This window comes from Pseudomonas sp. FH4 (assembly GCF_000510915.2).
GTDB lineage: Bacteria > Pseudomonadota > Gammaproteobacteria > Pseudomonadales > Pseudomonadaceae > Aquipseudomonas > Aquipseudomonas brenneri.
This window is the reverse complement of record NZ_AOHN01000035.1, coordinates 84,454-101,596: the sequence shown is the minus strand read 5'-3', so window position 1 is coordinate 101,596 and position 17,143 is coordinate 84,454. Positions and strand designations below refer to the sequence as shown.

The 17,143-nt window shown below is 58.8% G+C and carries 16 protein-coding genes and 1 other RNA gene; 8 read left to right on the top strand and 9 right to left on the bottom strand.

What is annotated here, in order from left to right:
* Positions 1 to 6: 6 nt before the first annotated feature.
* Entirely contained in the window at positions 7 to 576 is a 570-nt protein-coding gene (grpE, locus tag H097_RS23910; RefSeq protein WP_032862896.1) for a nucleotide exchange factor GrpE, read from the bottom strand.
* A 231-nt stretch (positions 577 to 807) separates the two neighbouring features.
* Here grpE and recN point away from each other — a divergent pair, with 231 nt between their 5' ends.
* Positions 808 to 2,481, top strand: coding sequence for a DNA repair protein RecN (gene recN, locus H097_RS23905; protein WP_032862894.1), 1,674 nt, complete (start codon positions 808 to 810; stop codon positions 2,479 to 2,481).
* Between the two features lie 95 nt (positions 2,482 to 2,576).
* Here the strand turns inward: recN and fur are convergent, their stop codons facing one another.
* A complete protein-coding gene (gene fur, locus H097_RS23900; protein WP_003194220.1) occupies positions 2,577 to 2,981 on the bottom strand; it encodes a ferric iron uptake transcriptional regulator in 405 nt (134 codons plus the stop codon).
* A 98-nt stretch (positions 2,982 to 3,079) separates the two neighbouring features.
* On the opposite strand from fur, the gene H097_RS23895 reads away from it, so the two are divergent.
* Complete coding sequence (locus tag H097_RS23895; RefSeq protein WP_032862893.1) at positions 3,080 to 3,607, top strand: outer membrane protein assembly factor BamE; 528 nt, start codon at positions 3,080 to 3,082, stop codon at positions 3,605 to 3,607.
* Between the two features lie 61 nt (positions 3,608 to 3,668).
* Here H097_RS23895 and H097_RS23890 read toward each other — a convergent pair whose 3' ends face one another.
* Both H097_RS23890 and H097_RS23885 read right to left on the bottom strand, forming a co-directional pair.
* Entirely contained in the window at positions 3,669 to 3,983 is a 315-nt protein-coding gene (locus tag H097_RS23890; protein WP_032862892.1) for an RnfH family protein, read from the bottom strand.
* Complete coding sequence (locus H097_RS23885; protein ID WP_032862891.1) at positions 3,976 to 4,410, bottom strand: type II toxin-antitoxin system RatA family toxin; 435 nt, start codon at positions 4,408 to 4,410, stop codon at positions 3,976 to 3,978. The genes H097_RS23890 and H097_RS23885 overlap by 8 nt, the downstream gene beginning before the upstream one ends.
* 168 nt (positions 4,411 to 4,578) lie before the next feature.
* Here H097_RS23885 and smpB point away from each other — a divergent pair, with 168 nt between their 5' ends.
* The gene (smpB, locus tag H097_RS23880; RefSeq protein WP_029299012.1) at positions 4,579 to 5,061 is read left to right on the top strand and encodes an SsrA-binding protein SmpB; all 483 of its coding nucleotides are present in this window, start codon (positions 4,579 to 4,581) and stop codon (positions 5,059 to 5,061) included.
* A gap of 65 nt (positions 5,062 to 5,126) precedes the next feature.
* On the opposite strand, the gene H097_RS23875 is transcribed toward smpB, so the two are convergent.
* Positions 5,127 to 5,894 (bottom strand): FCD domain-containing protein, encoded by a 768-nt coding sequence (locus H097_RS23875; protein WP_032862889.1) that lies wholly within the window; start codon positions 5,892 to 5,894, stop codon positions 5,127 to 5,129.
* A gap of 260 nt (positions 5,895 to 6,154) precedes the next feature.
* On the opposite strand from H097_RS23875, the gene H097_RS23870 reads away from it, so the two are divergent.
* The 5 genes from H097_RS23870 (at position 6,155) to H097_RS23855 (ending at position 13,126) form a co-directional block, all read left to right on the top strand.
* A complete protein-coding gene (locus tag H097_RS23870) occupies positions 6,155 to 7,849 on the top strand; it encodes a lactate permease LctP family transporter (RefSeq protein WP_032862887.1) in 1,695 nt (564 codons plus the stop codon).
* Between the two features lie 126 nt (positions 7,850 to 7,975).
* The gene (locus H097_RS23865; protein ID WP_032862886.1) at positions 7,976 to 10,810 is read left to right on the top strand and encodes an FAD-binding and (Fe-S)-binding domain-containing protein; all 2,835 of its coding nucleotides are present in this window, start codon (positions 7,976 to 7,978) and stop codon (positions 10,808 to 10,810) included.
* A 103-nt stretch (positions 10,811 to 10,913) separates the two neighbouring features.
* Positions 10,914 to 11,198, top strand: a complete 285-nt coding sequence (locus H097_RS23860; protein ID WP_032862884.1) for a hypothetical protein — start codon at positions 10,914 to 10,916, stop codon at positions 11,196 to 11,198.
* Positions 11,199 to 11,288: 90 nt separating this feature from the next.
* Positions 11,289 to 11,682: a transfer-messenger RNA gene (ssrA, locus tag H097_RS28015) on the top strand.
* A gap of 187 nt (positions 11,683 to 11,869) precedes the next feature.
* Positions 11,870 to 13,126, top strand: a complete 1,257-nt coding sequence (locus H097_RS23855) for an integrase domain-containing protein (RefSeq protein ID WP_010206636.1) — start codon at positions 11,870 to 11,872, stop codon at positions 13,124 to 13,126.
* A gap of 165 nt (positions 13,127 to 13,291) precedes the next feature.
* Here the strand turns inward: H097_RS23855 and H097_RS28940 are convergent, their stop codons facing one another.
* The 4 genes from H097_RS28940 to H097_RS23835 are packed head-to-tail and all read right to left on the bottom strand — an operon-like array spanning position 13,292 to position 16,268.
* Positions 13,292 to 13,561: a hypothetical protein gene (locus tag H097_RS28940; protein WP_032862882.1), complete on the bottom strand. Its 270-nt coding sequence runs from the start codon at positions 13,559 to 13,561 to the stop codon at positions 13,292 to 13,294.
* Positions 13,558 to 14,538 (bottom strand): integrase domain-containing protein, encoded by a 981-nt coding sequence (locus tag H097_RS23845; RefSeq protein ID WP_032862881.1) that lies wholly within the window; start codon positions 14,536 to 14,538, stop codon positions 13,558 to 13,560. The genes H097_RS28940 and H097_RS23845 overlap by 4 nt, the downstream gene beginning before the upstream one ends.
* Positions 14,522 to 14,875, bottom strand: coding sequence for a hypothetical protein (locus H097_RS23840; protein ID WP_032862879.1), 354 nt, complete (start codon positions 14,873 to 14,875; stop codon positions 14,522 to 14,524). The genes H097_RS23845 and H097_RS23840 overlap by 17 nt, the downstream gene beginning before the upstream one ends.
* A complete protein-coding gene (locus H097_RS23835) occupies positions 14,862 to 16,268 on the bottom strand; it encodes a YfjI family protein (RefSeq protein ID WP_032862878.1) in 1,407 nt (468 codons plus the stop codon). Before H097_RS23835 ends, H097_RS23840 begins: the two co-directional genes overlap by 14 nt.
* Positions 16,269 to 17,143 lie beyond the last annotated feature (875 nt).

The window sequence follows — 17,143 nt, the reverse complement described above, 5'->3', positions numbered from 1 at the left end:
AGGATTTCAAGCCTGCTCGTCAATCGACGGTGCAACAGGTGCAGGAGCCTTGCTCACCACGACCATCGCAGGGCGCAACAAGCGACCATTGAGCAAGTAACCCTTCTGGAACACTTTCAACACACTATTGGGCTCAAGATCTGCACTTTCCTGCATCGCCATGGCCTGGTGATGTTCAGCGTTGAACGGCTCACCGCCTTGCGGATCGATGGCTTCCAACTGATAACGCTTCAGGGTGTCCTGGAACATTTTCAGGGTCAGTTCGATCCCCTCGCGCATGGCGCGGATGTTTTCGTCGTCCGGGTTGGACAACTCAAGGCCACGCTCCAGGCTGTCGATGATCGGCAACAGATCACCGGCAAACTTTTCCAGCGCGAACTTGTGGGCTTTCTCTACATCCTGCTCGGCGCGGCGGCGGACGTTCTGCAGATCGGCAGCAACACGCAAAGCCTGATCCTGAGCGCCTACCAACTGCTCTTCGAGCACTTGCACACGAGCCGCCAGGTCTTCACCCGCTGCCTGCGAGGCCTGGTTGGCGTCTGGGTTTTGCGTATCCAGCGTCTGTTCGTCAGCCATAGTTCTCTCCTTTCTAAATCCTGCGCGAACTCGACTCGCGCTTCTGTTCCGGTATATGGGGCCACAATTTCCAGGTTCAAGGGCCGACATGTCCCGACTCATACTTTCCACTCATTCCTCATCGCACTAAAAAAAACTACTACCCAAGCAAATTGAGCTAAGCCGCAGGATTGTCAGCCCAGAACAAAACACTGTATAAATAACCAGACCTAAAGCCTGGGAGCAGCCGTCATGCTGGTTCACCTGTCCGTACATAACTACGCCATCGTCGAGCATCTGGATCTTGAACTGGATCGCGGGATGAGCGTAATCACAGGCGAAACCGGCGCCGGCAAGTCGATCATGCTCGACGCACTGGGCCTGACCCTGGGCGACCGCGCCGACAGTGGGGTGGTTCGCCCCGGCGCAGACAAGGCCGATATCCTGGCAACCTTTGATCTGGCCGACATCCCGGAGGCCAGCGCCTGGCTCGCCGAACGCGACCTTGATAACGATGGCCCGTGCATCCTGCGCCGGGTAATTACCGCCGAAGGCCGCTCCCGCGGCTACATCAATGGCACGCCCTGCCCACTCGGTGATTTGAAAGCCCTTGGCGAACTGCTGATCGACATCCATAGCCAACACGAACACCAGTCCTTGCTCAAAACCGACACCCATCGGCGACTGCTGGACGAATACGCCGGCGCGACCGACCTGGCGCGCCAGGTACAACTGGCCGCACAACGCTGGCGCCAGACCCGCCAGGAGCTGGAACGGCTGTCCAATTCCGGAGACGAACAACGTGCCCGCCACCAGCTTCTCAGCTATCAGTTGGAAGAGCTGGAAAGCCTGGGCCTGGGCGAAACCGAGCTGGAACAGCTGGAGCAGGAGCACAAGAACCTGACCAATGCCGAGACACTGCTGGGCATTTGCCGCCAGGTTGTCGAGCAATGCAGCGAAAGTGACTCCGGCAATGTGCTGAATGCACTGACAGCAAGCCTTAACCGCCTGTCGAGCGTGAACAGCGGCTCTGGATCATTGAATGAAGCCACCACCCTGCTGACCAGCGCACAAATCCAGGTAGAAGAAGCCGTTGGCGAGCTGAACCGCTTCCTCGACCACTTCGATGCCGACCCGGCACGCCTGCAAGAGATCGAAGAACGCCTCGACACTATTTATACCCTGGCACGCAAACACCGTATCCAGCCGACCGAAGTCGCAGCCATGCAGCAAAAACTGCTGGACGAGATCGAAACCCTGAATGCCAATGATGAATCCATCGAGCGCCTGGGCGATGAACTGGCCTCCTTCGCCCGCCACTACCAGGAAAAGGCCCGGGAGTTGAGCGACCTGCGACATCATGCGGCAACCGGACTGGCCTGCGCCGTGGAACAGGAAATCCAACGCCTGGGCATGCCCGGCGGGCGCTTCACCATCGAGTTGCACGCCAATAGCGGCAATGAACTGCAGCCCAATGGCCTGGAGCAGGTCGAACTGCTGGTGAGCGCCAACCCTGGTCAACCCCTCAAGGCGCTGGCCAAGGTGGCGTCTGGCGGCGAACTGTCACGGATCAGCCTGGCGATTCAGGTCATTACCGCCCAGACCTCACGCGTACCAACATTGGTATTCGACGAAGTGGACGTGGGGATCGGCGGGCCGACTGCAGAAATTGTCGGCCAATTGCTGCGCCGCCTCGGCGAGCGTGGGCAAGTCTTGACGGTTACCCACTTGCCACAGGTGGCAGCCCAGGGGCATCAGCATCTGTTCGTGCATAAGGTGCGGGGCAGCGATGCGACGCATACCGCCGTGTCCAAGCTGAACAAGACCGAGCGGGTGGAAGAAGTCGCGCGCATGCTCGGCGGCATCGACCTGACCAAGGAGTCCCTGGCTCATGCGAAAAAGATGGTGGTAACGGCAAAGGTTTGATCCCGTTCTTTCCGGGATTTTCTGGCGACAGACAGCACGAAGGCGACCCTAGGGTCGCCTTCGATCGTTTCGCAGAGTGAATCTGCGTAGCTTTCTTACTTTTTCTTACGTATGTACAGAACCAGATTATGGTCCACCAAATCGAATCCGTGCTCCTCAGCAATCTTGTGCTGCAGCGCTTCGATTTCGGGACTGGTGAACTCGATAACCTCATTGGTATCCAGGTCAACCATGTGGTCGTGATGACCACCGTCAGCCAGTTCAAAAACTGCATGACCGCCGTCGAAATTATGACGAACCACCAGCCCTGCGGCTTCAAACTGGGTCAGTACACGGTAAACCGTGGCCAGGCCGACGTCCTCGTTAGACTCCATCAGCGCCTTGTAGACATCCTCGGCACTCATGTGGCGCTGCTCGGCGGAATCGAGCATTTGTAGAATCTTGACTCGTGGCAGAGTCACTTTAAGACCGGCTTTGCGTAGTTCGCTATTTTCAACCATGGTTAGCTTTCTCGCGGATGCTGCTTCGCAGCTTCTCTTAATACGGGTATGATCGGCGTTTACGTTGTCCCAGCCAAGATAGTGGAAGTCGCCCACCGATGCAAAACACCAAGCTCTTGCTAACCAGTTTCACCCTTGTGGGACTGCTCGCACTCGCCGGTTGTTCATTCCCCGGGGTTTACAAAATCGACATCCAGCAGGGCAATGTCGTCACGCAGGACATGATAGACCAGTTACGTCCGGGAATGACCCGACGGCAAGTACGGTTTATCATGGGCAATCCCCTGCTGACCGACACATTCCATGCCGATCGCTGGGATTATCTCTATAGCCTGCAGCCTGGGGGCGGGGAGCGCCAACAGGAGCGCGTCAGTGTCATCTTTAATGGCAACGACCAGCTCGTCAGCCTTTCCGGTGACTTCATGCCTGGCGTGAGCCGCGATGAAGCCCTGCTAGGCAAGGATAACGGCACCAACGTCACTGCTCCTGTGCAGAACGGCGAGAAGCCCAAGTCCGAAGTGCCGGCCAAGCCAGGTTCTTTGCTGGATACGATCCAGAAAGACATCGACAGCGTGGAAACCGTTCCGGTGCCAACACCAGAGCCGCTGGATACTGGCCCGCAATAATTTTCATTGTTCAACAAAAAGCCCGGCATGCCGGGCTTTTTGTTGCCTGCTATTTCACAGGTCACGGATTTTGCCGCCGAGCCTCGGCCGCTTTTGCCGCTCGCAAGCGCCTCACCTCTTTGGGATCCGCCAGCAAAGGGCGATAAATTTCAATGCGATCGCCGACCTGCACGCTGCGGGTTTGCGCATCCGCCACGACCTTGCCGAAAATCCCCAAAGGGCAATTAGCCACATCCACCTCAGGAAACTGTGCCGCAATGCCTGAAGCCAACACCGCCGCCCGCAGGCTCGTACCCGGCGCAACGGCCAGGTTCAACAGCCGTTGGCGGTCTACAGCGGCGTAGACCACTTCAATCTCGATCAGCGGCTCAGCCATGCAGTTGCTTGGCTCGCTGGCAAAACGCATCCACCAGGGTATTCGCCGCCTGGTTGAACAGTGGGCCCAAAGTTGCCCGCACTATGGAGCCTGCATAATCAAACGTCAGGTCCAGGCTGATCTTGCACGCCTTCTCCCCCAATGGCTTGAATACCCAGACACCGTGCAGTTGAGTGAATGGCCCTTCTTCCAGATTCATCTCGATGGACCGGCCAGGAACCAGCACATTGCTGGTCACAAATTTTTGGCCAAGCCCGCCCTTGGACACTTCCAGACTCGCACGCATATGCTCATCGCTGCTCTCCAGCACCGTGGACGAGGAGCACCAGGGCAGGAAATCCGGGTAGCTCGCCACGTCGTTGACCAGGTCATAGAGCGCTTGTGCCGGGTAAGGCAACAGGGCCGAGCGTTGAATATGCGTCGTCATGGGAGCGTTATTTCCGAAGCTGAGCGGCAAACATCGCGAAAAGACTGCCCGATTCGCGAGAGAAAAAAATCAGAGAACAGCCTGTATTGTCCGGGATTCATCCAACACGCTCAAGCACGCAGGTTGACCGTAGCCGACACGCTCGCAACTCCCTATAATGCCGCCCCTATGGCTAAACAAAAGAAACACCCAACAGGGACCATCGCGCAGAACAAAAAGGCGCGACACGATTACTTCATCGAACATCGGTTCGAGGCTGGTCTGGTCCTGGCCGGCTGGGAAGTAAAAAGTCTGCGCGCCAGCAAGTTGCAACTGGTCGACAGTTACGTGCTGCTCAAGGATGGCGAGGCCTGGCTGCTCGGCAGTCATATCACGCCGCTGATGACTGCCAGCACCCACGTGATTGCCGACCCGGTGCGTACGCGCAAGCTGCTGCTCAATGCCCGCGAACTGGAAAAGCTTGCCGCTGCCGTGCAGCAGAAGGGTTATGCCTGCGTTTGCCTGTCGTGGTACTGGAGCAAGCACCTGGTCAAGTGCGAGATCGCACTGGGCAAGGGCAAGAAGGAATACGACAAGCGCGATACCGAGCGCGAGCGCGACTCCAATCGGGAATTGCAACGCGCCGTACGCAACAAGGGCAAGGAAGACTGATCTTCCCCGCCCCTTGATGCGAGCCCGCGCGGCGTAGGGACGGCTCCCTGCGCCGCAATGGCAGGCTACATGCCCTTGCGCCGCTCCGCCCGAGCCATGCGCTGCACTTCCTGACGCACCTCCTCCAACACCTCCTGCACATACAGCAGGTGACGTGTTGAAACTTCCCGTGCCTGTTCCGCCCGCCCTTCAATAATCGCCAGGTATAAATCCCGGTGCTGGTTGATCAGCATGTCGCGGGTTTCGGTGCGTTGCTGGTACATGCCGCCGATATTGGTCACCACGTTGCGCTTGAGCAAATCAAACAAGCCGCGAATGGTGTGCAGCAATACCGCGTTGTGGCTGGCCTCGGCGATAGCCAAGTGAAACCTGGCATCGGCCGCCCCCTCTTCAATGCGACTCACTTCATCATCACGCGTGTAGCAATCCTGCAACGCGTCAAAAGCTGCGGTCAGCCGCTCCCGGTCCACTTCGGTGGCGCGCAAGGCGGCGTAATACGCACAAGAGGCTTCGAGCGTCTGGCGAAACTCCAACAGATCGCGCTGGGCCTCGGGATTGCTTTCCAACAAATGCAGCAATGGATCGCTGAAGGTTGAACCCAGCGTCTCCACCACATAATTGCCGCCGCCCTGACGACTGACCAGCAACCCCTTGGCCGCCAGCTTCTGGATCGCCTCGCGCAGCGACGGGCGCGACACACCGAACTGTTCAGCCAGTGCGCGCTCGGCTGGCAATCGCTCGCCCGACTTCAACGTGCCCTCAAGGATCATCCCCTCAAGCTGCTCGACAATATCGTCGGACAAACGGCGCTGACGCACCTGATCAAACGCCATAACTGACTCTCCACGATCCCGGCCACTCGCCGGGCCCTCTATTCTGGCCTATTGCCGCGCCGGCGGCACCTATCAGAACCCCTTTGATTACACCGATCAGACCCAACGCCCGCCGACATGCGACCAAAGTTTCTCAGGCGGCAAATTGACACATCACCCCGAAGGCTCTTACCCTAGCCATCAGCGATTGTAAATTGGTATTACCAATTACCCAGATCCGCTGAACATGCATGACCAACAACAATTAGGGGCCACCCCATATGCAAACCTGGCAACAGCTCTACAGCCCACTCGGCAGCCTTGGCCTGTCCGCACTGGCCGCCGTCATTCCTATCGTATTTTTCTTCCTGGCCCTGGCGGTATTTCGCCTTAAAGGCCATGTTGCCGGGAGCATCACCCTGGCGTTGTCGATCCTGGTGGCGATCTTCGCCTTCCAGATGCCGGTCGATATGGCACTCGCCGCTGCCGGCTATGGCTTTGCCTACGGCCTGTGGCCAATCGCCTGGATCATCGTCGCCGCGGTATTCCTCTACAAACTGACGGTCAAAAGTGGCCAGTTCGAAGTGATCCGCAGCTCCGTGCTGTCGATTACCGATGACCAGCGCCTGCAAGTGCTGCTGATCGGCTTCTGCTTCGGCGCGTTCCTGGAAGGTGCCGCCGGTTTCGGCGCACCCGTGGCGATTACTGCCGCGCTGCTGGTAGGACTGGGCTTCAACCCACTGTACGCCGCCGGCCTGTGCTTGATTGCCAACACCGCACCCGTGGCGTTCGGCGCCCTGGGGATCCCGATCATCGTGGCCGGCCAGGTCACCGGTATCGACGCCTTCAAGATCGGCGCCATGACCGGTCGCCAATTGCCACTGCTGTCACTGTTCGTGCCGTTCTGGCTGGTGTTCATGATGGACGGTGTGCGCGGCGTCAAGGAAACCTGGCCTGCAGCACTAGTGGCTGGCTTGAGCTTTGCCATCACCCAGTACCTCACCTCCAACTTCATCGGCCCGGAACTGCCGGATATCACCTCGGCCCTGGCCAGCCTGATTTCCCTGACCCTGTTCCTGAAAGTCTGGCAGCCCAAGCGCACTGCGGGTGCCCAGATTGCTGGCGCCACGTCCAGCGTTTCGGTCACCGGCAGCGTCGGCGGTTTCGGCCAACCACGCACTTCCGTGGCTTCGCCTTACAGCCTGATGGAAATTTTCAAAGCCTGGTCGCCGTTCCTGATCCTGACCGTGCTGGTCACCATCTGGACCCTCAAGCCGTTCAAAGCCATGTTCGCCGCCGGCGGGTCGATGTACAGCTGGGTGTTCAACTTTGCGATTCCGCACCTGGACCAGATGGTGGTCAAGGTTGCGCCCATCGTCACCAACCCGACGGCCATCTCGGCGGTGTTCAAGCTGGACCCGATTTCCGCCACGGGCACGGCGATTTTCTTCTCCGCATTGCTCTCCATGCTGGTGCTGAAAATCAACGTCAGAACTGGTCTGACCACTTTGAAAGAGACGTTCTACGAGTTGCGCTGGCCAATCCTGTCCATCGGTATGGTGCTGGCGTTCGCATTCGTCACCAACTACTCCGGCATGTCTTCGACCATGGCGCTGGTATTGGCCGGCACCGGCGCGGCATTCCCGTTCTTCTCGCCGTTCCTTGGTTGGCTGGGCGTGTTCCTCACCGGTTCCGATACCTCGTCCAATGCCCTGTTCAGCTCCCTGCAAGCCACCACCGCGCACCAGATCGGCGTCAGCGATACCCTGCTGGTAGCGGCGAACACCAGTGGCGGCGTGACCGGCAAGATGATTTCCCCGCAATCGATCGCCGTGGCCTGCGCCGCGACCGGCCTGGTGGGCAAGGAATCCGACCTGTTCCGTTTTACCCTCAAGCACAGCCTGTTTTTCGCTACGATTGTCGGCCTGATCACCTACGCCCAGGCGTACTGGTTCACCGGCATGCTGGTGCATTAAGACCACAGGCAATACCGTAAGAACCGACGCCGCAGCCGCCTTGCGGCGTCAGCTATTCACAACCCAGTCTGCTGAGCCGTGGCGCCTAGGCTCCTCAGACTGGGTGCTGCTGATCCTGGAGGCACCATGAGCCTACCCATCGCGTTCCTTGATGCTGTCGCACGACTGATCCCGAAAGATCGGCGCTTCGACGACCCTCTTTCCACCCTGGCCTTCGGTACCGATGCCAGTTTTTACCGACTGATCCCACAACTGGTGATCCGCGTCGAATCGGAAGATGAGGTAGTCGAACTGCTGCAACTGGCGCAACGCGACCGCGTGCCAGTGACCTTTCGCGCAGCCGGTACCAGCCTCTCCGGCCAGGCGATCAGCGATTCAGTGCTGATCGTGCTCGGCGATAACTGGAACGGGCGCGAGATTCGTGGCCAGGGTACGCAGATCCGCCTGCAACCCGGGGTGATTGGGGCCCAGGCCAACGCCTGGCTTGCGCCGTTCGGACGTAAGATCGGTCCGGACCCTGCGTCAATCAACGCCTGCAAAATTGGCGGAATTGTCGCCAACAATGCCAGCGGCATGTGCTGCGGCACCGCGCAAAACACCTATCACACCCTGGCGGGGATTCGCCTGGTACTGGCCGACGGTAGCCGCCTGGATACTGAAGATGCCGCCAGCGTCGCAGCGTTCCGCCAGCAACACGGCGCACTGCTTGAACGTTTGGCCACCCTGGGCCGCGAGACCCGGGCCAATGCTGAACTGGCTGCAAAAATCCGCCACAAATACCGTCTGAAAAACACCACCGGCCTGTCACTCAACGCCCTGGTGGATTTCGACGAGCCGCTGGATATCCTCAGCCACTTGCTCGTGGGTTCCGAAGGCACCCTGGGGTTCATCAGCGCAGTCACCTACGACACGGTGATCGATCACCCGAACAAGGCTTCGGCCCTGATCGTGTTCCCCGATGTGGAAACCTGCTGCAACGCGGTGACGGTGCTGAAAACCCAGCCCGTCTCAGCGGTCGAGCTGCTGGACCGACGCAGTATGCGTTCGGTGCAGGACAAACCCGGCATGCCCGCTTTCGTACAACAGCTATCGGAAGGTGCCTGCGCGCTATTGATCGAATCCCGCGCGGCTTCGTCCTCATTGCTGCATGAGCAACTGGCGCTGATCATGGCATCGCTGGCCAGTTTCCCAGTCGAGAAGCAAGTCGACTTCACCGAAGACCCGGTGGAAAACGCGCGCCTATGGGCGATCCGCAAGGACACTTTCCCTGCCGTCGGCGCCGTACGCAAAACCGGCACCACGGTGATCATCGAAGACGTGACCTTCCCGGTGGAGCAACTGGCCATTGGTGTGAACCGCTTGATCGAGCTGTTCGACAAACATCACTACGACGAAGCCATCCTTTTCGGACACGCCCTGGAAGGTAATCTGCACTTTGTCTTCACCCAAGGCTTCAACAGCGCGCAAGAAGTCACACGCTATCAAGCGTTCATGGATGACGTAGCGCAACTGGTGGCCGTGGAATTCGGCGGTTCGCTGAAGGCCGAGCACGGCACCGGTCGCAATATGGCGCCTTTTGTCGAACTGGAATGGGGCAGCGACGCCTACCAGTTGATGTGGCAGCTCAAGCGCCTGCTCGACCCCAACGGTATTCTCAACCCGGACGTGGTGTTGAGCGAAGACCCGCAAATCCACCTCAAGCACCTCAAGCCGCTACCGGCGGCCGACGAGATTGTGGATAAGTGCATCGAGTGCGGCTTCTGCGAGCCGGTGTGCCCATCCAAGGGCCTGACCCTGAGCCCGCGCCAGCGCATCGTGATCTGGCGTGATATCCAGGCGCGCAAACGCGCCGGTATCGATACCACTGAACTGGAAGCGGCCTATCACTACCAAGGCATCGACACCTGTGCCGCAACAGGGTTGTGCGCCCAGCGCTGCCCGGTAGGCATCAATACCGGCGACCTGGTGAAAAAACTGCGCAGCCGCGAAGCGAGTAGTACGAAAACCGCCGAGTGGCTGGCCGGCCATTTCTCCACCGCGCTGCAAGGTGCACGCTTTACCCTGCATGTAGCCAACGGCGCCCGCATGCTGCTCGGCGCGCCCCGCCTGGCGAAACTCTCGGCCACGGTAACCCGCCTGTCCAAAGGGCAAATACCGCAGTGGAACACCGCCATGCCCCAGCCGGAAAAAGCCATCCGCTTCAGCCCGGCCGTCAATGACGAGCGCCCCCGAGTGGTCTACCTCGCGGCCTGTGTATCGCGGGCAATGGGCCCGGCTGCTGGGGATAAAGAGCAGATGTCGCTGTACGACAAAACCCGTGGCCTGCTGGAAAAAGCCGGTTATCAGGTCGTCATCCCGGACAATCCCGACAGCCTGTGCTGCGGCCAGCCCTTCGCCTCCAAAGGCTACGCAGAGCAGGCCGAGCACAAACGCCAGGAACTGATCGGCGCCCTGCTCCACGCCAGCCGTGGCGGCCTCGACCCCATCTACTGCGACACCAGCCCATGTACCCTGCGCCTGGTCCAGGACCTTGGGCAAACGCGCCTGGACCTCTACGACCCGGTACGTTTTATTCGCACCCACCTGATGGACCGCCTGGACTTCACCCCCCAGGATGCACCGATTGCAGTACATGTAACCTGCAGCACCCAGCACCTGGGCGAAAGCCAGGCCCTGATCGACCTGGCCCGGCGCTGCAGCAATAACGTGGTAATCCCCGAAGGCATCCATTGCTGTGGGTTTGCCGGCGACAAAGGCTTCACCACCCCGGAACTCAACGCTCACTCACTGCGCTCCCTCAAGAACGCCGTGCAGTACTGCAGCGAAGGCATCTCCACCAGCCGCACCTGTGAAATCGGCCTGACCCAACACGGCGGCATCGATTACCACGGGCTGGTCTACCTGGTGGACAGAGTGACCCAGGCCCGCGCAACAAAAACGAACCCCTGCACACTGGCGTAGTCACTTGCTTAAGCCCTGGGAATCCGGGGCGGATCCAATGACCTCGCCGGCTGCCTGCACGTACCGCGCAGCATCGAGGCCTCTTTGCACAAGGAGATCTCCCATGAAGCGTTCCGCTCTTGCAGGTTTGCTCATCACCGCTGCAATGCTGGCCCCGCCCGCGTTTGCCGCTGGCAACGACGCAGACCTGTGCCAGATCAACCTGGATAAAATCAACAACGGCAAGGCGCTGCTCGCCACTGATACCAGCGGCAAAAGCGGCGAGATCGACACCGCCGTCTCCCAAGCCAAAGCGGCCCACGCGGCGGGTGATGAGAAGAAGTGTATCGAGATCACATCCAAGGCCCTGCAAGACCTGCAGAACCTGGACAAGGGCGGCAACCCATAACCCAGGCCAACCTTTCGGGTTGGCCTTCTGTGACCGTTTGACGTACACTGCACAGGCTTGTCGCTCACGATCACATCGAGCAACAAGCACGGGGCCGTTTAGGATTCGACGCCGGTTGCGAACCTTTAGGTGCATGCCGAGTTGGTAACAGAACTCGTAAATCCACTGTTGCAACTTTCTATAGTTGCCAATGACGAAACCTACGGGGAATACGCTCTCGCTGCGTAAGCAGCCTTAGCCCTTCCCTCCTGGTACCTTCGGGTCCAGCAATCATCAGGGGATGTCTGTAAACCCAAAGTGATTGTCATATAGAACAGAATCGCCGTGCAGTACGTTGTGGACGAAGCGGCTAAAACTTACACAACTCGCCCAAAGCACCCTGCCCTTCGGGTCGCTGAGGGTTAACTTAATAGAAACGGCTACGCATGTAGTACCGACAGCAGAGTACTGGCGGACGGGGGTTCAAATCCCCCCGGCTCCACCACTTCATCATCTAAAGACGTCCACGGACGTCTTTTTTTGTGCCTTAAATCCAGCAAATACAAGGATTTAGCGGCTATTGAGGTCTTTGTAGCTTCTTGGAGTTCCAGAGGTTTCGGTATTCCATACGGTATTCCAGCCCCTCCGGTGCTAACCTTTGGAATACCAAATCAGTGTCTGAGGGAAATCTCATGCCTGCTCAAACCCTACGTCTCTCCGATCGACAGCTTAAGGGAGTCAAACCCGCGTCCAAGGATTACGTCCTCACCGACGGGGACGGTTTGCAACTCCGAGTACGCAGCAACGGCTCTCTGCTGTGGAATTTCAACTACCGGGAACCGGTGACTAAAAACCGAATTAACATGGGCCTGGGTACCTACCCAGAGCTTTCGCTGGCGAACGCCCGAAAGATGGCAGTGCAAGCCCGCGAGCTGCTCGCCCAGGGCATCGATCCGAAAGTGCAGCGCGATACGCTAAATGAGGCCAAGCGCGCAGAAACGGAACACACTTTCGAGAACGTAGCCACTGCCTGGTTCGACCTTAAGAAGGACTCGGTCACGCCGGCTTATGCCGAGGACATTTGGCGGTCACTCACGCTGCATGTGTTCCCCGATTTGAAGACGACGCCACTCGCGAAAATCACCGCGCCGATGGTGATCGAGCTGCTTCGTCCAATCGAAGCGAAAGGCAGCCTAGAGACGGTTAAGCGCCTTAGTCAGCGGCTTAATGAGATCATGACCTACGGCGTGAACTCCGGCCTGATCTTCGCCAACCCGCTCAGTGGCATCCGGGCTGTATTCAAGAAACCCAAGAAAGAAAACATGGCCGCGCTCCCGCCCGAAGAGCTACCCGAGCTCATGCTGGAACTCGCAAACGCCAGTATCAAACGCACGACCCGCTGCCTTATCGAATGGCAGTTGCATACCATGACTCGCCCCGCTGAAGCAGCGACCACTCGCTGGTCGGACATCGATTTTGAAAAGCGTATCTGGACCATCCCTCCAGAGCGCATGAAAAAGCGCCGCCCACACAGCATCCCGCTAAGCGATCAAGCCATGGCATTGCTGGATATACTCAAGTCCCATAGCGGTCACCGAGAGTATGTTTTCCCGGCAGACCGAAACCCACGGACTCACGCCAATAGCCAGACCGCCAACATGGCGTTGAAACGTATGGGTTTTCAGGACCGCTTGGTCAGCCATGGCATGCGCTCAATAGCCAGCACCATCCTGAACGAGCATGGGTGGGATCCGGAACTGATCGAAGTCGCGCTGGCGCATGTCGATAAAGATGAGGTTCGAAGCGCCTACAACCGGGCAGACTACATCGAACGCCGGCGTACGATGATGGCCTGGTGGAGTGAACATATCCAGAAGGCGGCTACCGGCAGCCTGTCTGCAGCCGCGATCAATCACGCCAGAGACCTCAACGTCGTACCGATACGCTGAGCATTCTGGGGCCGGTGGCACCGGCTAAAAACCGTGTAGTGCAGCATGGCGATAGGCTTCACGACTATCGCCAAATCTCTCGCACGCCTGCGCTTTTTCGGCCAAGCCCCTGAGTATGGGAAGGCTCCGCATTCCCATACTCAGGGACTCACGCTTGAAGATCTATCAGCCAACCACGGCTTGCGCCTTTCTGCGTCGGATCAACCCTGCTGTTAATTCGTAGTAGTAGACGGTCGCAGGTGCTGAACAACGCAGAGAGTGCTCCAAAAACCATCTCACGTGCTTTTCCTTCCAGGACCAAGGAGTCGCGCAACCCCAGCGCTCACCAATCGCCTCGTGCATCCTTTCCGCCTGTCTGATGTGCCGCTGCCGCGAGGCATGCGCCCCCTTGAGCACGGGACTCAGAAACAACGCCATGTCGAACTCGGACGTCATCGCCGACCACCGATGTAGGCACTCACTACATCGATGCGGTTATGTCCCAACTCATGACTGATCTGCTGGCGGGCTTGCCGATCAAGCACTCGGTCTTCTCGATGGCCACGACCGCCATTGACGGGTGCCGAGAAGCCGGTCAATTGCTCATAGCGCTCACAGGCGTACGCCGCTCGCAGCTCATGAAAGCCTTTCAATCCATGCTCATGCAGAATGTCCCGCGCAGGACGCACAACTGCCCGTAAGAAGACTTTGTAACTTTCGTAGGGCGTTAATAGATTCCGACTGCCGTTGGGCGAGGCTTCGCTAGCTCTGTAGAGGGCATCGCGGACTTGATCCGTGACCGCAATCCAACGCGGCGCTGATGCGCCTGATCGACCGCCTTTGGTGCCATCCTGGATGTTGATCTTGCCCAGTTGCCTGGCCTCTCGTTGCAGTCGGGGCAGGTCCGCTAGGATCACTTCACGCAGACGCATGCCAGTCTCCCGGGCCAGATACACAATTGCGCTTACTCGTTGCTGGCCGTGCTCTGACAACGCCTGTGCGATCTGCTCGATCCGCACACGGTCTTGGCCTTGCGGTGCCTCACTGCGCACGCCTGAGCGCTGCAGGCCCAACGCCTTGCTCGGACTGGGAATTTTGACGTACTGATCACCACGCAGCGCGGCCATCGTTCGGTTCACGCTGGACAGGCGGTTCTGCGCGGTGGCAATACCGACGTTGCCCTGATCAACCTGCTCACGCACGTGACCGGCGTACCGCATGAGGATCTCGCGATCAATCTGTCGCGCATCATTGAGCCTCGGGCCGTCCTCGGATCGGCACCAATTCACGAAGGCTTGCCAGCGATCGCTATGGGCTTTGACAGTCGCAAAATGGCCGTCGCCAAACAGATCTTTCAATGCTTGCGGTCCGGCATAGCTAAGCTGCCGACCGAAGCCGAAATTGCGCCCAGCTCGCTTACAGACCCGAGCCATTTTTCTGCTCCTGATCGACTTCCGCGAGATCATGCAAAAGGGCTCGCCAGTGCGCACTCACGATCGCGACCTGAGCCCAATCAGTCGGGCGAAAACACAGCGTGTTGCCGGTGACGTAAAGATGCGCCCCCTCCTCTCTCAACCATTGAATGATGGCGGTCATCGAGGCGCTAGCTTCATGGGTAGTGGCGACATCGGCGACACCGGCGACAACGCTTGTTCTGCCTGGCTTTGAGCGTGGCGACAAAGTGGCGACACTGGCGGCGACAAAACGCGCTTTAGGCTCCTTTTGGCGTTGAGCCAGGTGATTGCGCAGCGCTTCGTCAAGATTGAACATGGCGCACCTCGAAGGTCTGGCCGTCGGTGATCAACCACTGATGATCAATCAACTCGACCAACAGCTTGGTGGTATAACGACTGCTCTTACGGGCAAAACGGGGGCCGTTGCGATTTAGCTCTCGAACACTGAAACGCTTCCAATCCTTGACCTGTAGCCAGCGCAGCAATCGATCAGCCTCTTCCTTTATCCGGCACACCGGCTCCTGTTCGGTCAGCCGCTGGATCTCGGTGAGGTAGTAGCCCATCAAGGTCGAGGCCCGTTGGATATGGTCGACCTCCACGGCACTGCTCTCCTCCACCACTGCCAGGATGCCAGCGACGCGCAGCAGGTTGTCGGCGGCCTTCGATCCACTAGGCCGTACGCTGGCCAGTTCCCCAAACTCACCCAACTGGGCTTCGATGGCGTCATGCAGATCAATCCAGCGGCGGCGCGCCAAAGGACTGAGGTTTAGCGGTGAGAGGCGCAAAGCACCGTCAGAGGAGAGCGACCAAGGCTGATGAAACAGGGCCGAAAGGCGGTGGTGATATCGCTTTAGGGCGGGGTCTTTGGACAAGTCGACAGCCTGGTAACTGCGTTGTCCGGCTAGGCTGGTGGGCCAGGTCATCAGGCAGCGACCAAGGATGCCTTGCCCCTGCAGCAACGGGTCACTGAGTAACTGCACGGCCAAGTACGGTTGCAGCATCAAGTGCAGACTCAAACGCCGGTCATAAGCCCGCAAGCTTTCACCGGCCATAGAGCGAGCGCGATCTATCGGGCTGCCATCCCAGAGTGACGACAAGGTCGTGACCGCTTTCAAACGGTTGTCCCGACTCATGGTGCTGCTACCAAGGAATTGCCCGCCTTCGTCGCAGAACAGGCCCATGCTCGGTAAGTCGTGACAGAGCCCTTTGACCAGCGCCTCGATAGTCGGGTCCGTAGTGATCAACCTAGGGGCAGAGGGCTCCTCTTCTACGAGCACACGGTTTGCGGAGTCAGGATCGCCAGGATTAATACGCTGAGCCTTTTTTTGTACGGCACGGTATCGAGCAAGTTGTTCGCGATAGCGTTGCCACTGCTCACGTTCCCATTGCCGTGCAGGCAGTAATGCACATCGATCTGCTGCCGTTTTACGATCACCGGACGCGGCCACCGTAATCAGGTACAGCGACAGAGGGTAATTTCTCCCGTCGAGCTGTAAACCCGCATGACCTTGGGTGGCCAGCGCCGAAGCAGCCAAGGCTGATTGTGCAGCCAGTGCCTGGGGCACGCCGATTACCTCGGCCATGCGCTCGACCGCAGGCCCTAGAATCCCGCCCAGTGCCTGGATCGGATAAGGCTCGGCCACAGGATTCGACTCGACCAGCGGTCGAGGGAATCGTGGTAGTTCAAGCTTCGAATCTAACTGCTGCATGGGCCCTCTCCTCGTTCATTGCTGGTTGTCCTCACGTAGTCCCGCCACGGGTGTTGAGTGTTATCAGGGATCAAGGCCCCTGCGGCCTGTGAGGTGCTCACTGACGCGGAACGAACGGCTCCTTACGACCGGGAGCGAGGGCATGAACCCATGAATCTGGCCTCCTTGGCGCATCCGAAAATGCGGGCGGGTGGCGGCTGTGCCGACCGACGAGTTCGGCACCTGGAGATCCTGGGAGGGAGAAGGCAACAACATCGACACCTAGGGCACACCTGACTGTCAGTCAGGTGCAGCCTTTCCATAGGCTGCGGCACCGGTGCCTGTGTCGTTGCGGATGGCGACGAATCGGATTTGTCAGGCCGATTGTCACGAGGAGAGTTGCGGCAATGCCATGTACGGCGTGGCTTGCAGCAGTGGTACGAGCGCCCGTCTCTTTCCAGGAGAAAGAGACGGGCGCGGATTGGCGCAGAGAAATGTGCCGAGAGGTGAGGTTGCTGCAGCGCAGCGAGGGAGGTCCATCGTCTGCCGCAGTAGCCAGACAAGTCGAGTAGGCATCCATCACTCTTGGGGAGTGACCGTGCGAGCCGCCGGATGCTAATCGCACTTTGGGAGAACCACCACGCAAGTGGCGTAGCCTTGAAGGTTCTGGCTACCTGGGCTGGTGCTGTCAACGACAGCGATCCGTGCGCCAATTTTTATACCCACTCGAAATGGCGGTCAAGCGTCACGGCCAATGCGCTCAGAAAGTGGCGACTGTCGCCACTTCTGTCGCCATGCTCCAGTCCGCGCTTTACGTGCGTTGTCGCCGGTGTCGCCACCCCTATAGCCATAGCCGCACGAGAAGATCAGCTCTGACATTTGAGCGGCACTTCGAT